Below are 12912 nucleotides of genomic sequence, written 5' to 3'. Positions count from 1 at the left end.
CTGCCGGTCAGCCCAGGGTGAGGGGGCGCTCCGGGGCCAGGTGGGCGGCGATCGCCTGGAGGACGTTCGAGCTGGCGTTCTGGACGGTGCTGCCGAGGCCCTGGGTCGCCACCGTCGCGATGGCCAGCTTGCGGGACGGCAGGTAGGCGACCGTGCCGGCGTAGCCCGCGAAGGACGGGTTCTGCAGGATCCAGGTGTTCTCCACCGGGAGCCCCAAGGCGAACCAGGCGTTCCCCTTGACCTTGACCACGGGCGTGAGCTGCAGCTTGTGCGACTCGGGAGTCAACAGCCTGCCTTCGCCGATGGCCGCGAAGGACTTCGCCATGTCCTCCAGCGTCGCGGTCATCACCGCCCCCTCCGCCACCGTCCACGAGGGGTCCCAGTAGGTGGAGTCCTCGAACACCCCCCGCCCGTTGTCGAAGCCGTGCAGCACCGGCGCTGGGATCTCGGCCCTGGACGAGATGTCGGTCCGGGTCAGTCCCATCGGTTCCAGGACGTTCTCCCGCATCACCTCGCCCAGGGGCCTCTGTTCGACCTTGGCGATGATGTCGCCCAGGAGCACCCAGTTGGCGTGCGAGTAGGCGAAGCCCGAACCGGGCGGCCGCGCCATGGGCCTGGACATGGCGATCCGTACCAGCTCGTCCCCGGTCCAGTGCCGGAAGGGGTTCTTGTAGAGGGCGGCGATGAAGCCCTCGTCCGTGACGTAGTCCGCGTACCCGGAGGAGGCTGACGCCAGCATCTTCAGCGTGATCTCGTCCGCGTGCGGGAGGTCCGGGTGCCAGCGGGAGAGCTTGTCGTCGAGCGAGACCCTGCCCGCGTCCACCAGCTTGAGCAGCTCGGTCGTCATCAGCGGGATCGCGACCGACCCGATGCGGAACCGCATGTCGGTCGTCGCGGGGAAGCCCGTCATCGTCTCCCCGGCCGCGGCGGCCGAAACCCGCTCGCCGTCGACCCACACCCCGGCCATCGCCGCGGTGAGCCTGTACGTCTTCAACGCGTCCGAGACCTGTCGCGCGACGAACTCCTCCGTGTCGTCCGGCAGACAGCTGCCACCCCGGGAGACCTGGCCGGCCGGGCACGGCGCGGCGGCGCTCCCGGCGCGGACGGCGGTCCAGCCGCCCGCCAGTGAAGCGCCCAGCAGCAGGCTGCCCAGACAGGCGGCGGTGAAGGTCCGGTAGCGTCGCACGGCGTGCCTCCCTTGCGAGTCGAAGGCGAAGGCCCCCCGCCGGGGCGGGACTTCCCGATCCTGCCGGGCCCGCGCCGCCCGGCAGCGGACGCCACGGGCTCGACCGACACGATCTGACAGACACGTCCGAGCGATCGCCGGCCTGGTCCCGGCAGGCTAACCGGCGGCCCCGCCCGCCGCATGCCGGAGCAGCTCCACGGGTGACGCCGCCGACGACACCTCCGGGCCGCCCGCCGGACACAGGCGCGGAGGGTCAGCCAGGGGCCCGGACGCGGACCTCCACCGCGTGCCAGCCCGTCGCCCCGTCCGGCACGGTCCCCGCGCGGACCCCCGTCTGGACGGCGCCCGTCCCGTCCACCGCCCGGACCTCCAGCGTGTGCAGGCCCGCCGTCGCCTCCCACGTCCACACCCACTGCCGCCACGTGTCCACACCGTCCGCCGCCCCGAGCCGTGCCTCCTGCCAGGGGCCGCCGTCCACCCGTACCTCGACCCGCCGGATCCCCCGGTGCTGCGCCCACGCCACCCCCGCCACCGCCACCCGGCCCGGTCGCAGGGCCGCGTACGGGCGCGGGGTGTCGATCCGCGACTGCGTCTTCACGGGGGCCTGCTGCGCCCAGGACCTGCGCACCCAGTACGCGTCGTAAGCGGCGAAGGTGGTCAGCCGCAGGTCGCTGAGCCATTTGCAGGCGGAGACATACCCGTACAGGCCCGGTACGACCATCCGGACGGGGAAGCCGTGCGCGAAGGGCAGCGGCGCGCCGTTCATCCCCACGGCCAGCAGAGCCGCCCGCCCGTCCATGACCGTCTCGACGGGCGTGCCCAGCGTCATGCCGTCGACGGAACGGGCCACGAGCTGGTCGGCCGGGCCGCCGCGGGACGGGGGCCGCACCCCGGCTTCGCGGAGCAGGTCCGCGAGAGGAACGCCGAGCCAGCGCGCGTTGCCCGCGTACGGGCCCCCGACCTCGTTCGAGACGCAGGTGAGGGTGATGTCGTGCTCGACCAGGGGGCGGGCGAGCAGCTCCCGCAGGTCGAGGGTGAGGGGACGCGAGACCCCCTCGCCGTGGATGCGCAGCCGCCAGGTGTCGGCGTCCACGCGGGGCACGACCAGCGCGGTGTCCACCCGGTAGAAGTCCCGGGCGGGCGTCAGGAAGGGGCCGAGCCCGGGCACCCGCAGGTCCGCGCCGGCCGGCACCGGCGGTGCGGGCACGTCGGGACGGGGGAGGACGAGGCGGACCCTGGAGGCGGTCGCCCCGGCGGAGCCGTGGGCGCCCAGGCGCCGTCCGGCGAGACCGGCCGCGGCCGACACCGCCAGGACGCCGACGACCAGCCTGCCGAAGCCGCGCCGGTCCATCGCCCGGCCGCCGCCGGCGGGCGCCCCCGCCGGTCGGGGCCGCGTGGCCGCGGTGCCCAGCAGCCACAGCACGCCGGCCGCCGCCAGTCCCCCGGCGAGCGAGGGCAGCGCGTCCTGCCGGACGGCCTGCGGACGGCTGAGCGCGGCCGCGGCCCCCAGCAGAGCGCAGCCGCCCGCGACCGCGATCCCGGCGGGCAGGCTGCGTACGGCGAGCAGCCCGGCCCCGGCCGCGACCGCGGCGAGGACGGCGATGATGCCGAGCGTCAGCACCGCTTTGTCGGCGGTGCCGAACAGGGCGATGGCCCACTCGCGGACGGCCGTGGGAGTCAGATCGACGGCGGCCGCGCCGACTGCGGCCACCGGGGTGGCCTCGGGCCGGACCGCCGCCGCGACCAGCTCCGCCACCGCGAGGCCGGCGAACGCGCCGACGACGCCGCAGGCGGCGCCCACCGCTCGCCGCGGCCCCCGGGAGCCGCTTCGGTCTGCCCTCACACCGCCAGTCTGCCCCGGGCCGCGGCGCGGCGCGTCGGCGCCACGGGGGAGCGGAGCCTGTCAGTGCACGGGCGACGGCGGCACCCAGCGCCCGGTGCGCGGCGCCTTCACCCCGTAGTCGCCCTTCAGCTCCGCCGGGATGGCGTGGTGCATCACCCTGCCCCGGGTCAGGGAGGCCAGCTCGAAGCCGGAGAGCAGCGAGCCGGCCTTGTCGAGCGCCCACTCCGCGTACGGGCTGCTGTCCTCGATGGTCTCCAGCAGCCCGAGGAACACCGGCACCGCCTTGGCCGCGGTGTCCCAGGCAGTGCGCGGGATCTCCAGCCAGTCGCCGATGGTGTCGCCCACGAGGAACCGGACGGTGGCGGGGACCATCGGGTCGAAGAGAGTGCCCGGGACCACGTCCTCGTACATGCGCATCAGCTGGGCGTTGAGGCGGACCCCCTCGGGCGAGGGGCCGAGGTTGCGCAGGAGGTAGAGGTCGCAGTAGTCGCGGGCCTCGGTGAGCGTCTCCGGCACCGCCGACATGTCGCAGCCCAGCATGGCGCCCACGACCCGCCAGGCGTAGAAGTAGGCCTCGGCGCCGTCCTCGCTCATGTGGATGCCGAGCCGGTGCATGGCGTCCAGGACCAGCAGCGAGAAGCAGATCTGCCCCCCGATCATGTCCTCCTGGCAGATGGGCACGCCGTCCTTCTCGACGTCCCAGTGGCCGCCGTGGCCCAGGTGGTGGCGGACCGCCGCGTGCAGCAGCCGTACCTTCTGCGCCGCCGGGATGAACTTGCTTCCCTCCGCGAAGGAGTTGGTCTGCATGAGGTAGGTGACGAACTGCCCGGTGTTGGCCATCCGGCGCGAGGGGTACGCCATGGAGTGCGTCGAGGCCAGCAGCCGCGAGAGCCGGGGGATCGCATAGGTCGCGGGCATGGCCGCGAAGGACAGACCGGTGTTGATGTGGGCCGCGTTGTCCATGAAGAACAGCCTGGCCTGCTCCATCACGTCCCAGTCCACCCAGCTCGGGGGCATGGCCGTCGCCTCGAAGTAGGCGCGCGCGGACTGCGGGAGCTGCTCGGGGAGCTTGTCGCCGGCGGTGGTGAAGAACCGCATGAGGGTGTTGAGGTCGCCGACCTCTTTGCGGCGGAACATCTCGGCGACGGTCTCGTCGGCGAGCGGATCGCCCTGCGTGCTCAGGGCGTCGAGGGCGGCGTGGTCGTAACGGGGTCGCGCCGGGGCGGTCTTTGGTGCGTTGGCGTTCACGTCGATCGTCCTTGTCGTCTTCTTCGGGTGCGTGGCTGCGGGGAAGGGGTGCGCCGATCGGCTAGAGGGAGCGGTCGGCTGCGGTCGCGGCCAGCCCGCTCAGCGCGGACCGGGCCTCCGCGGGCATCGAGGCGAGGTCCAGCGCGGCCTCGGCCCGGCCGATGCGCTCGCGGATCATGTCCTCCACCCGCTGCCTGGCCCCGCACCGCTCCATCAGCTCGCGCACCGACGCGGCCTCTTCCCCGCCCAGCTCCGGGTTGCCGACCAGCTTCGCGAGCAGTCGGCGGTCGTCGGGTCCGGCCGCCGCCACGGTCAGGGCGAGCAATGCCGTGGGCTTGGCGTCCCGCAGGTCGTCCAGGTTCGACTTGCCGGTCCGTGCGGGATCGCCGAACGTGCCCAGCAGGTCGTCGCGCAGCTGGAAGGCCTCCCCGAGGGGGAGGCCGTAGCCGGAGAAGGCGTCCAGGAGGGCACCGGGGCCGCCGCCCAGGGTGGCGCCGAGGTGCAGGGGCCGCTCCACCGTGTACTTGGCCGTTTTGAAGCGGGCGACCTCCAGGGACTCCGCCACCAGCGGTTGCCGGTCCGCTCCCGCCGCGGTGCGCAGGACCTCCAGGAACTCGCCCGCCATCGTCTCGCGGAGCAGCGTGGACCAGAGGGGGACGGTCCGGGCCAGATACGCGCCCGGCAGCCCGCAGGAGGTGAAGACGTGCCCGGCGTACCCCATCAGCAGGTCGCCGAGGATCATCGCAAGGGCGGTGGCACGCTGCCCGTTGGCGGCGAAGGCGGCGTGAGCGGTGAGCTGCCCGTGCCGCATGCGGCTGTCGTCGATGATGTCGTCGTGGGTGCAGGCCGCCGCGTGGACGAGTTCCATGGCGGCCGCGGCCCGGATCACCCCTTCGCAGTCCGGCTGGCCCGCCGCCCGCCACCCCCAGTACAGGAACGCTGCCCGGATGCGCTTGCCCTGGGCCAGTGAGCGACGTAACTGCTCCGACAGCGGCGTGAGTTCGGCGTGCAGGCCGAGCAGGGCCCGCTCCTCGTCGTCGGCCAGCCGGACCAGCACCTCGTCGATGCGCTCCTTGAAGCCGGTGTGGTCATGCACAGGGGCGGCCCTCGGAGGCGGTCTGCTGCGCGGCGCGGCGGGCCATGGTCTCCAGGTAGTTCTCGCTGCCCATGCCCGCCCGGCGGGTGGCCAGTTCGCCGCGCTTGCGCAGCTCCACCACACCGTCCGTGAGCAGTTCGCGCAGGTCGGCACGGCGCAGTGCGTCCTGCGCGCGGTCGGCGGTCTGCCGCAACTGGTCGAGGGCCAGGTCGGCCACCCCTGCGGCGAGCAGCGTCAGCAGTTCCAGGGACGCGGCGGCGGAGCCGGCGCCCGCCGGCCGCTCCTGCTGCTGCCGCTCCTGTTCCCGCTGGTACGCGGACTGGTCGTGTTCGGTCTGGGACATGCTCGGGTGCACTCCTGGTCGCGTCGCGCCTCGTGGCATCGGCAAGGGGCGGCCACCGGATCGCTCCGGTGGCCGCCCCTTGGTCTTCTCCGGGCCAGTGAACCGACTGCCGTCCCCCCGCGACGAACCGCGGCCCGCCATCTCCCCCGCACGAGCGTGGACTTTCCTCCTCGCGGGTGATCGTCCCGGCATCGGGCGATCATCTCCGCTCCAGGTGGTGTACGCCGAGTCCTTCTCAGCCGGTGGCCGCCGCCGGCGGGAGGGCCGCCGCGACCGCCGCGGCCAGCCGGTACGGGTTCCCGCTCGGCCGGTCCGGATGCCGGGTGGTCCGCCCGGCCCACTCCTCCTCGAAGGCGTGCCAGTCGATCTCCCGCGGGGCCGCCCCGCGGACCAGCGACTCGTCCAGCGCCGCGAAGTAGGCCGTCCACCTTCTGGCGTACAACTCCGAGATCAGGCCGCTCCATTCGCGGTTCGCGTAGTCGTGCAGGAACCCGCCCTCGCTCGTGCTGCGCCGGCCCCACACGCTGAGGAGCGTGCGGGCGTCGTACTCGTACCGGTCCTGCTCGGCCCGGTCGGCCCCCCAGGAGCGGGCCCGGGAGAGCCACGTCCCGAGGAGGAGGTTGGGGTCGGATCCGGTCACCTGGTCCAACAGCCGCATCCCGTCCTGCCATTCGGCCGTCAGGGCGCGGAAGCGGGTCAGGTCCTTGGCGTCGTAGGCCGCCTTGATCTTCGGCAGCAGCACCCGCGAGTGGTTGGCGAGGGCCTGCCGGGCGGTGTCCACGAGGTCGAAGCGGTAGGCGCTGGAACCGCGCAGCGCCGGGTCCACCTTCAGGAGGTGGTCCAGCGCGCGGCGCACCGAACCGGCCGGATAGCGCATCGACCTGGGGCTCCAGTACGCCGCCCCCACCGAGGACAGGCTCGGCCGGGCGCTGAACAGGCTGTCCTGCGACTCCGACCACAGCCCCGAGGAGGTGCTGTACGGGCCCTTGCGGAGCTCCTCCCAGGCGGCGGCGGCCTCGGCGTCGGGCCGGCCGTACCGGCGGGCCGCGAAACCGGCGAACCACGCGCGCTGGTCGACCGGCCCGGGATCCCAGGCGAGGTCGGTGAACAGGTCGAAGGCCGCCGGGTTGGTCCCGGTGGCCTCCGGCAGGTAGGCGATGCCCGTCAGCGCGCTGTTGCTCTTGGCGCGCCAGGGGCCGAAGCGTTCCAGCCACACCGAGGTGTTGGCTCCGATCGTGGTGTGCCCGCCGAAGTTGTAGATGGTGCCCATCGCGTACGGGGCGCCGCCCCAGCGCTTCTCGCGGTCCAGCCGGTTGTAGCGGTCGGACAGCCCGTCCAGGATCAGCAGCTTCGAGGTGTCCACCCCGGCCAGCAGCTCCGCGGTCGGATCGTCCTGCCAGCCCAGTACGGCCCACAGCGCACCGGGGTGGGCGGCGTGCAGGGCGTCCTGGACGGCGCCCGCCGCCTCGCCGACGTCGACGGAGCCGGTCCGGCCGCCCTCGTGCAGGGGGCTCATCCGGTACATCGCGCTGTCCCCGAACACCGTGCGCTGTTCCGCGTAGTAGGCGGCGGCCAGCTTCGCGAAGACCGGGGAGGCCGGATCCAGCCAGTCCGGGCGGTCGAAACCCGCCCAGTCGCCCTGCGCGACCGTGGCCGCACCGGCGTTGCGGGCGGCGAAGCCGGGCGGCACGGTGCCGAAGTAGCCGGGCAGCACCGGCGTCATGCCGAGCCCGCGCAGCTGCTCGGCGATCCGCCCGCCGAGCTCCGCGCGCCGGCGCATCAGCCGCTCGGACACCGGCCCGCCGAAGCCGCTCAGGTTCTGCAGCAGCCACCAGCTCTGGTGGCCGGGGCCGGGGATCCACTGCCGCAGCTCCTCGGCGGAGTATCCGAACCGCTGGAGCGCCCGGTAGTACGGGTACTCCGCCCCGACCTGCACGAACACCTCGTTGATGCCGTGCAGGGCGAGCAGGTCGATCTGCCGCTGGTGCTCCTCGAAGGTGCGGTACGGGCCCGAGTACCCGTCGTCGGTGTCGTTGAGGGCGTACCGGTGCGGGACCTGCGCGGTGCGGGTGACCGGTGCCGGTACCGCCGGCAGCCGGGCCGGCAGCATGCCGATGCTGTCGCCGGGCCAGCCGATGTCGGCCCCGGCGACGTGCTGGAGGTACCAGCCGACGCCCGTGAGCAGGGTGGCTCCGGTGCTGCCGCGCACGGTGATCGCCCCGGCGGTCCCGGACACGGTGAAGGTGTCGGGTCCGGCGGCCGGGTCGGGCACCAGGGTGAACTGCCGCGCGTGCCGCGGGAGCAGCCGTTGCAGGGAGGCCCGGGCGGGCGCGGGGTCGAAGGTGCCGGCCCGCCGCGGCTGCGCGGGCGCTCCGGCCCGCACCGGGAGCCGCGCGTCGGTCGCCGCGACGGCACGTGCGGGCGCCCCCGCGTCCGGGGCGGTGGCCCCGGGCGCGGGTCCCGCGCAGATCACGGCCAGCAGCGCGGCGGGGAGCGCGGCCAGCGAGAGCGGGCGGGCGGCGGGCAGCCGGCGTCCGCGCCGTGGCATCGGCCGAGGGTTCGGGTTCGGCTCGGGGGTCGGGGCCGGGGTCGGGGTCGGGGTCGGGGTCGCGTCGCTCATACGTCGGCCCGGCCTCAGACCGGCAGGGACCAGGCCTGGTCGACCCGGTGGTCGCCGCAGGGGGTCAGCCGCAGCCGCTCGGCGGGCGCGTCGGGGGTGGCGGCAGCGGCGGGCGCGGTCAGGCACAGGCCGCTGACCTCCTCCACCAGGGCCCCGTCCCGGCGGTGGGACCAGCTCTGGCCGTGCTGCCGGTTCTGCCGCGGCGCGCAGTCGGCCAGCTCCACGGAGCCGTTCCTGCCAGCCGACAGGCATTCGCCGGCGAGCCGCAGGCGGGCGTCGTCGCCCAGGATCCACCGCTGGTCGGGGGCTCCGGTGCAGGCCGCCATCACGACCGCGCCGACGCCACTGGTGTTCGCCCCGTCCGCGCAACGGGCGCCGTCACCGACGATCTGCCCGGTCGGCACGGCTTCGGCGCAGCCGCGCGGGCTGAGCCGCCACACGGCGGTGTCGTGGCCGGCCAGCCTGCCTGTCAGCGCGTCGGAGACCTCGGTGCGCGCACCGCTCCACAGGTCCTGGGCGTCGGCCGTGCAGTTGTTCAGGCCGACCTCGTCGAGCGGGACCCGGATGTCGCGGGTGTTCGCCGAGCGGTTCAGCACGGCCACCGCCCGGTCGCCGTCGGCGAGGGGGCGGACCAGGATCTCGAAGGTGGCGTTGGAGGAGACCACGGAGCCCTGTCGCCCCATCGGGTCCTGGTCCAGCGCGATCATGCGGGTGTTGCCGAGGGCGGCGAGCCCCGCCGGGGTCAGCTTCGAGACCTCGGAGGACAGGATGAAGGGGGCCGCCATCATGGCCCAGAGGGCGACCTGGCTGCGGCTCTCGGCGGCCGTGAGGCCGGGTGCGCCCGCCAGCAGGAAGTCGGGGTCGTTCCAGTTGCCGGGGCCGGCGTACCGGCCGAGCCAGCGGTTGTATCCGTAGTTGCCCAGGACCGAGCTCCACCGGGAGGTGGCGGGAGCGGCCGGGTTGTAGACCTTGATGTCCTTCCCCTCGCGCCACAGCTGGCCGGTCTCGCCGACCCAGCCGAGCACCCTGTGCCAGTCCGGGCTCCCCCACTCGCCCTGCTGGAAGTAGGCGGGTGCGGAGGCGGACAGGACCATGTCCCGGCCGCTCTCGCGCAGGGCCTTCGCGACGCCGTTGTAGGCGTCCCGGTAGGCCTGCTCCTTCGTGCGGCCCTCCGGCACCCACAGGTTGCAGCCGTCCATCTTGACGTAGTCCACCTTCCAGGAGGCGAACTGCCGTGCGTCCCGGGCGTAGTGGTCGGGCCCACCGCCCTGGGGGGCGCCGCTGCCCGGGTACTTCTCGCACGTGAGCGAGCCGGCGTCCTGGTAGATGCCGAACTTCAGGCCCTTGGCGTGCAGGTACTCGCCGAGCCAGGCCATGCCGTGCGGGAACTTGGCGGTGTCGACCACCAGGTTCCCCTGCGCGTCGCGGCTCTTGGTCATCCAGCAGTCGTCCACGGTCACCGTGTCGTAGCCCTTGGCGGCGAGCCCCGTCGACACGAGCGCGTCGGCGTTGGCGACCACCTTCGCCTCGTCGATGTCGCACATGTAGTGCGCCCAGTTGTTCCAGCCCATGGGAGGGGTGAGCGCGAGCGGGGTGTCCGAGGTCGCCCGGGGCTCCGCCGCCACCGGGGCGGGGGAGAGCGCGAGGGCGAACAGGGCGGCCGCGGTCAGACAGGGGAGCGTTGCGCGCAGGCGAGGCGGCACTGGGTCTCCTTGACGTGGGGGCAGTCGTGGGCCCAGTGCAGCGAGGCGACTACTCAGTGTCAACGCAAGTCGCTCGTTGTCGTCCGATGACCAGCAATATGGCTGCAATCAACGTCACACGAAAGAGTTGATACAACGTATGATACGGTGTATCCATGCCGAGGAGATCCGACGCACTGGACCGTGCCACCCCCGAGGCCATCGCCGTTGCCGCCCTGCGGATCCTCGACGAGGAGGGGCCGCAGCGCCTGAGCTTCCGCACCCTCGCCGACCGCCTCGACGTCTCCCACGCCACCGTCCAGCGCCGCTGCACGGACCTCGCCGGCCTGCTCGACCTGTGCACCGAGCACCTGGCCGCACAGCTTCCCGAGATCCCCGCCGGCACCGACTGGGCCGAGGCCGCCGAGCAGCGGTTCCGCGCGCTGTACCTGCTGCTCACCGCCCACCCCGGGCTGCTCGTCCTGCGCGGCGGCCGTCCCTGGCTCGGCCGGCAGCTGCTGGCCCGGCTGGTCGAACCGGCCCTCGCCGACAGTGTGGCGGCAGGGATGACCGTCACCGAGGCGATCACCGCATACCGCCGCATGTACCTCCTCACGCTGGGCAGCGCGGCTTTCGTGGACCATCGCGATCCGGCCACCGCCGCCTCCGCCTCGCGCGCCGCACTGGCCGCGCTCGACCCCGAGGAGTTCCCCGTGCTCTCCGGCGGACTGCCCGACGTACTGCCGGTCCTGACGGACCACGAGGTGTACTACGGCGCCCTGCGCCAGCTGATCGAGGCCGCCCGGCCCACCACCTGATGGGGAGAGACGACCATGGAACGTCCGCAGCAGCTCGACTACGCCGCCGTGCGCGCCGCCGCCGCGCGGATCGACGGCGGGGTGCGACCCGTCACGGTGGCGCCCGCTGCCGACGGCGTCTGGTACGCGCTGGAACACCTCCAGCACACCGGCAGCTTCAAGGCGCGCGGCGCCCGCAACTTCCTCGCCGCGCACCACGAGGCCGGCACCCTCCCGGCCGCCGGCGTCACCATCGCCTCCGGCGGCAACGCCGGGCTCGCCTGCGCCTGGGCGGCCCGCGCGCTGGCCGTGCCCGCGACGGTCTTCCTGCCCGCCAACGCCCCGCGCGTGAAGGTGGAACGGCTGCGCGGCTACGGGGCCGACGTCCGGCTCGTCGGCGACCGGTACGCCGAAGCGCTCGCCGCCTGCCAGGAGTTCGCCGCCGGGAGCGGGGCGCTGAGCAGCCACGCGTACGACCATCCGCTCATCGCGGCCGGCGCCGGAACCCTGCTCGACGAGATCCGCGACGCCCTGCCCGGGCTGGACACCGTGGTCGTGGCAGTCGGCGGCGGCGGCCTGTTCGCGGGGGTGGCCACCGCCGCGCGCGAACACGGCGTACGGGTCGTCGCGGCCGAACCGGAGAACTGCCGGGCCCTGAACGCGGCCCTGGAGGCGGGCCGGCTCGTCGACGTGGCCGTGGACTCCGTGGCGGCCGACTCGCTGGGGGCCACCCGCGTCTCGGCCGACGCGCTGACAGCCGCGCAACGCAGGAACGTGACGTCGGTCCTCGTCCCCGACGAGGCGATCACGGCGGCTCGGCGCGCCGTCTGGGAGGAGCACCGGATCGTGGTCGAGACCGGTGCGGCCACCGCCCTGGCGGCCCTGCGCGAAGCGCCGCAGCCGCTGGGGAAGCGGGTCGCCGTCATCCTGTGCGGGGCCAACACGGATCCGCGGGACCTGACGGAACCCGCCACCTGAGGCCGTCAGCCGCCGAACGCCGCCGGTCGCCGGCCGGCCGTCGGCCGCAGTCCGCAGTCCGCCGTGCGCCGTTCGCCGGCCGCGGGTCAGGCGTCGCCGTCGTCCTCGCCCTCGCGGACGACCACGACCGTACCGGCGGAGTACTGCACGACCTGCTGGCTCACCGATCCCAGCGACGCTCCCTTGAAGCCGCCGTATCCGCGGGTCCCGACCACCGTCAGGTCCGCCTCCTGCGAGGCGTCCACCAGGACCTGCGCCGGCGACCCCTGCTCGACGCGGCGGAAGACCGGCACGCCGGGGGAGGCGCCGACTGCGGCGATGACGGTGTCCGCCAGCTTCCGGCGGGCCGCCTCCTCGGCCGACACCGCCTCCTGCTCGGCGAACCGGGCCTGCGCCATGCCGATCGCGAAGGGACTGCTGTTCCGCTCCCAGGCCATGACGGCGTGCACCCGGCCTCCCACCAGCCGGGCCTGCTCCACGGCCCAGCGCACGGCCTCCTGGGAGTGGTGGGAACCGTCCACGCCGACGACGATCAGGGGCTCGATGGTCTGCTCACCCACGGTATGTTCCTATCGTTCCGCCCGGAAAGTCGATCTTCTCCCTGTATACATGCAACGCCGGGCCGGCCTCGAACGACGATCGTTGCGGCGAGTGACGACTTTCGAGGACAGCCCGCGGCCCGCGTCCCTTGCGAGGGTGTGAGCGTCCAGGCGATCGCCGCCGGACGCGAAGCGACTTGGAGGAACGGGCGTGGCTCAGCGCAAGGGTTGTCTGATCGGCTGCGGCGTGGCGCTGGTGCTGGGCATAGGAGCCGTCGTCGCGGTGGTCTTCGGTGTGGGGAAGATCGCCGACATGGCCGACAAGAGCATGGTCGACCCCGCGGTCTACGAGGAGGTGAGGACCGGCGACGCGGAGGGCGACGTCCGCGCCAAACTCCCCTCGGGCGAGAGCTTCGTCAAGAGCGCCCTCAAGGAGGGCGGACCGGTCGAGCCCGAGGGCAGCACGTGCGCCTGGTACATCTCCACCGGCGACGCCGAGATGGGCAAGGAGACGGTGGTCCGCTTCTGCTTCAAGGACGGCAAGCTCGCGGAGAAGACCAAGTACCCGATGAAGTAGGCG

General features: G+C 73.7%; 11 protein-coding genes. 3 read left to right on the top strand and 8 right to left on the bottom strand.

Features of this window, described 5'->3' with window-relative positions:
* Positions 1-7 precede the first annotated feature (7 nt).
* From ACZ6JS_RS24485 to ACZ6JS_RS24455, 7 genes are all read right to left on the bottom strand, one after another.
* Entirely contained in the window at positions 8-1186 is a 1179-nt protein-coding gene (locus ACZ6JS_RS24485) for a serine hydrolase domain-containing protein (RefSeq protein WP_469300907.1), read from the bottom strand.
* Positions 1187-1439: 253 nt separating this feature from the next.
* Positions 1440-3029 (bottom strand): molybdopterin-dependent oxidoreductase, encoded by a 1590-nt coding sequence (locus ACZ6JS_RS24480; RefSeq protein WP_469300906.1) that lies wholly within the window; start codon positions 3027-3029, stop codon positions 1440-1442.
* A 60-nt stretch (positions 3030-3089) separates the two neighbouring features.
* Positions 3090-4277 (bottom strand): oxygenase MpaB family protein, encoded by a 1188-nt coding sequence (locus tag ACZ6JS_RS24475; RefSeq protein ID WP_469300904.1) that lies wholly within the window; start codon positions 4275-4277, stop codon positions 3090-3092.
* A 61-nt stretch (positions 4278-4338) separates the two neighbouring features.
* Positions 4339-5373: a polyprenyl synthetase family protein gene (locus ACZ6JS_RS24470; RefSeq protein WP_469300902.1), complete on the bottom strand. Its 1035-nt coding sequence runs from the start codon at positions 5371-5373 to the stop codon at positions 4339-4341.
* Entirely contained in the window at positions 5366-5716 is a 351-nt protein-coding gene (locus tag ACZ6JS_RS24465) for a hypothetical protein (protein WP_469300900.1), read from the bottom strand. Before ACZ6JS_RS24465 ends, ACZ6JS_RS24470 begins: the two co-directional genes overlap by 8 nt.
* Positions 5717-5951: 235 nt before the next feature.
* The gene (locus tag ACZ6JS_RS24460) at positions 5952-8264 is read right to left on the bottom strand and encodes an alpha-N-acetylglucosaminidase (protein ID WP_469300899.1); all 2313 of its coding nucleotides are present in this window, start codon (positions 8262-8264) and stop codon (positions 5952-5954) included.
* An 86-nt stretch (positions 8265-8350) separates the two neighbouring features.
* Positions 8351-10039, bottom strand: a complete 1689-nt coding sequence (locus ACZ6JS_RS24455) for a ricin-type beta-trefoil lectin domain protein (protein WP_469300897.1) — start codon at positions 10037-10039, stop codon at positions 8351-8353.
* Between the two features lie 155 nt (positions 10040-10194).
* Between ACZ6JS_RS24455 and ACZ6JS_RS24450 the strand changes: the two genes are divergently transcribed.
* Together ACZ6JS_RS24450 and ACZ6JS_RS24445 are read left to right on the top strand one after the other, a co-directional pair.
* Positions 10195-10836, top strand: coding sequence for a TetR/AcrR family transcriptional regulator (locus tag ACZ6JS_RS24450; RefSeq protein ID WP_469300895.1), 642 nt, complete (start codon positions 10195-10197; stop codon positions 10834-10836).
* A 15-nt stretch (positions 10837-10851) separates the two neighbouring features.
* Positions 10852-11793: a serine/threonine dehydratase gene (locus tag ACZ6JS_RS24445; RefSeq protein WP_469300893.1), complete on the top strand. Its 942-nt coding sequence runs from the start codon at positions 10852-10854 to the stop codon at positions 11791-11793.
* A gap of 86 nt (positions 11794-11879) precedes the next feature.
* Here ACZ6JS_RS24445 and ACZ6JS_RS24440 read toward each other — a convergent pair whose 3' ends face one another.
* Positions 11880-12353 (bottom strand): universal stress protein, encoded by a 474-nt coding sequence (locus tag ACZ6JS_RS24440; RefSeq protein ID WP_469300892.1) that lies wholly within the window; start codon positions 12351-12353, stop codon positions 11880-11882.
* A gap of 190 nt (positions 12354-12543) precedes the next feature.
* Here ACZ6JS_RS24440 and ACZ6JS_RS24435 point away from each other — a divergent pair, with 190 nt between their 5' ends.
* A complete protein-coding gene (locus tag ACZ6JS_RS24435; RefSeq protein ID WP_469300890.1) occupies positions 12544-12909 on the top strand; it encodes a hypothetical protein in 366 nt (121 codons plus the stop codon).
* The last annotated feature ends 3 nt before the right edge of the window (positions 12910-12912 follow it).

This window comes from Streptomyces sp. NPDC046349, assembly GCF_055587885.1.
Note: the sequence above shows the minus strand (reverse complement) of the source record. Positions and strands in the feature narration are given on the sequence as shown.

Bases quoted from the DNA above. Each gene is read 5' to 3' on its own strand.
- ACZ6JS_RS24465 (WP_469300900.1), bottom strand. From the start codon at position 5,716: ATGTCCCAGACCGAACACGACCAGTCCGCGTACCAGCGGGAACAGGAG.
- ACZ6JS_RS24460 (WP_469300899.1), bottom strand. From the start codon at position 8,264: ATGCCACGGCGCGGACGCCGGCTGCCCGCCGCCCGCCCGCTCTCGCTG.
- ACZ6JS_RS24445 (WP_469300893.1), top strand. From the start codon at position 10,852: ATGGAACGTCCGCAGCAGCTCGACTACGCCGCCGTGCGCGCCGCCGCC.
- ACZ6JS_RS24450 (WP_469300895.1), top strand. From the start codon at position 10,195: ATGCCGAGGAGATCCGACGCACTGGACCGTGCCACCCCCGAGGCCATC.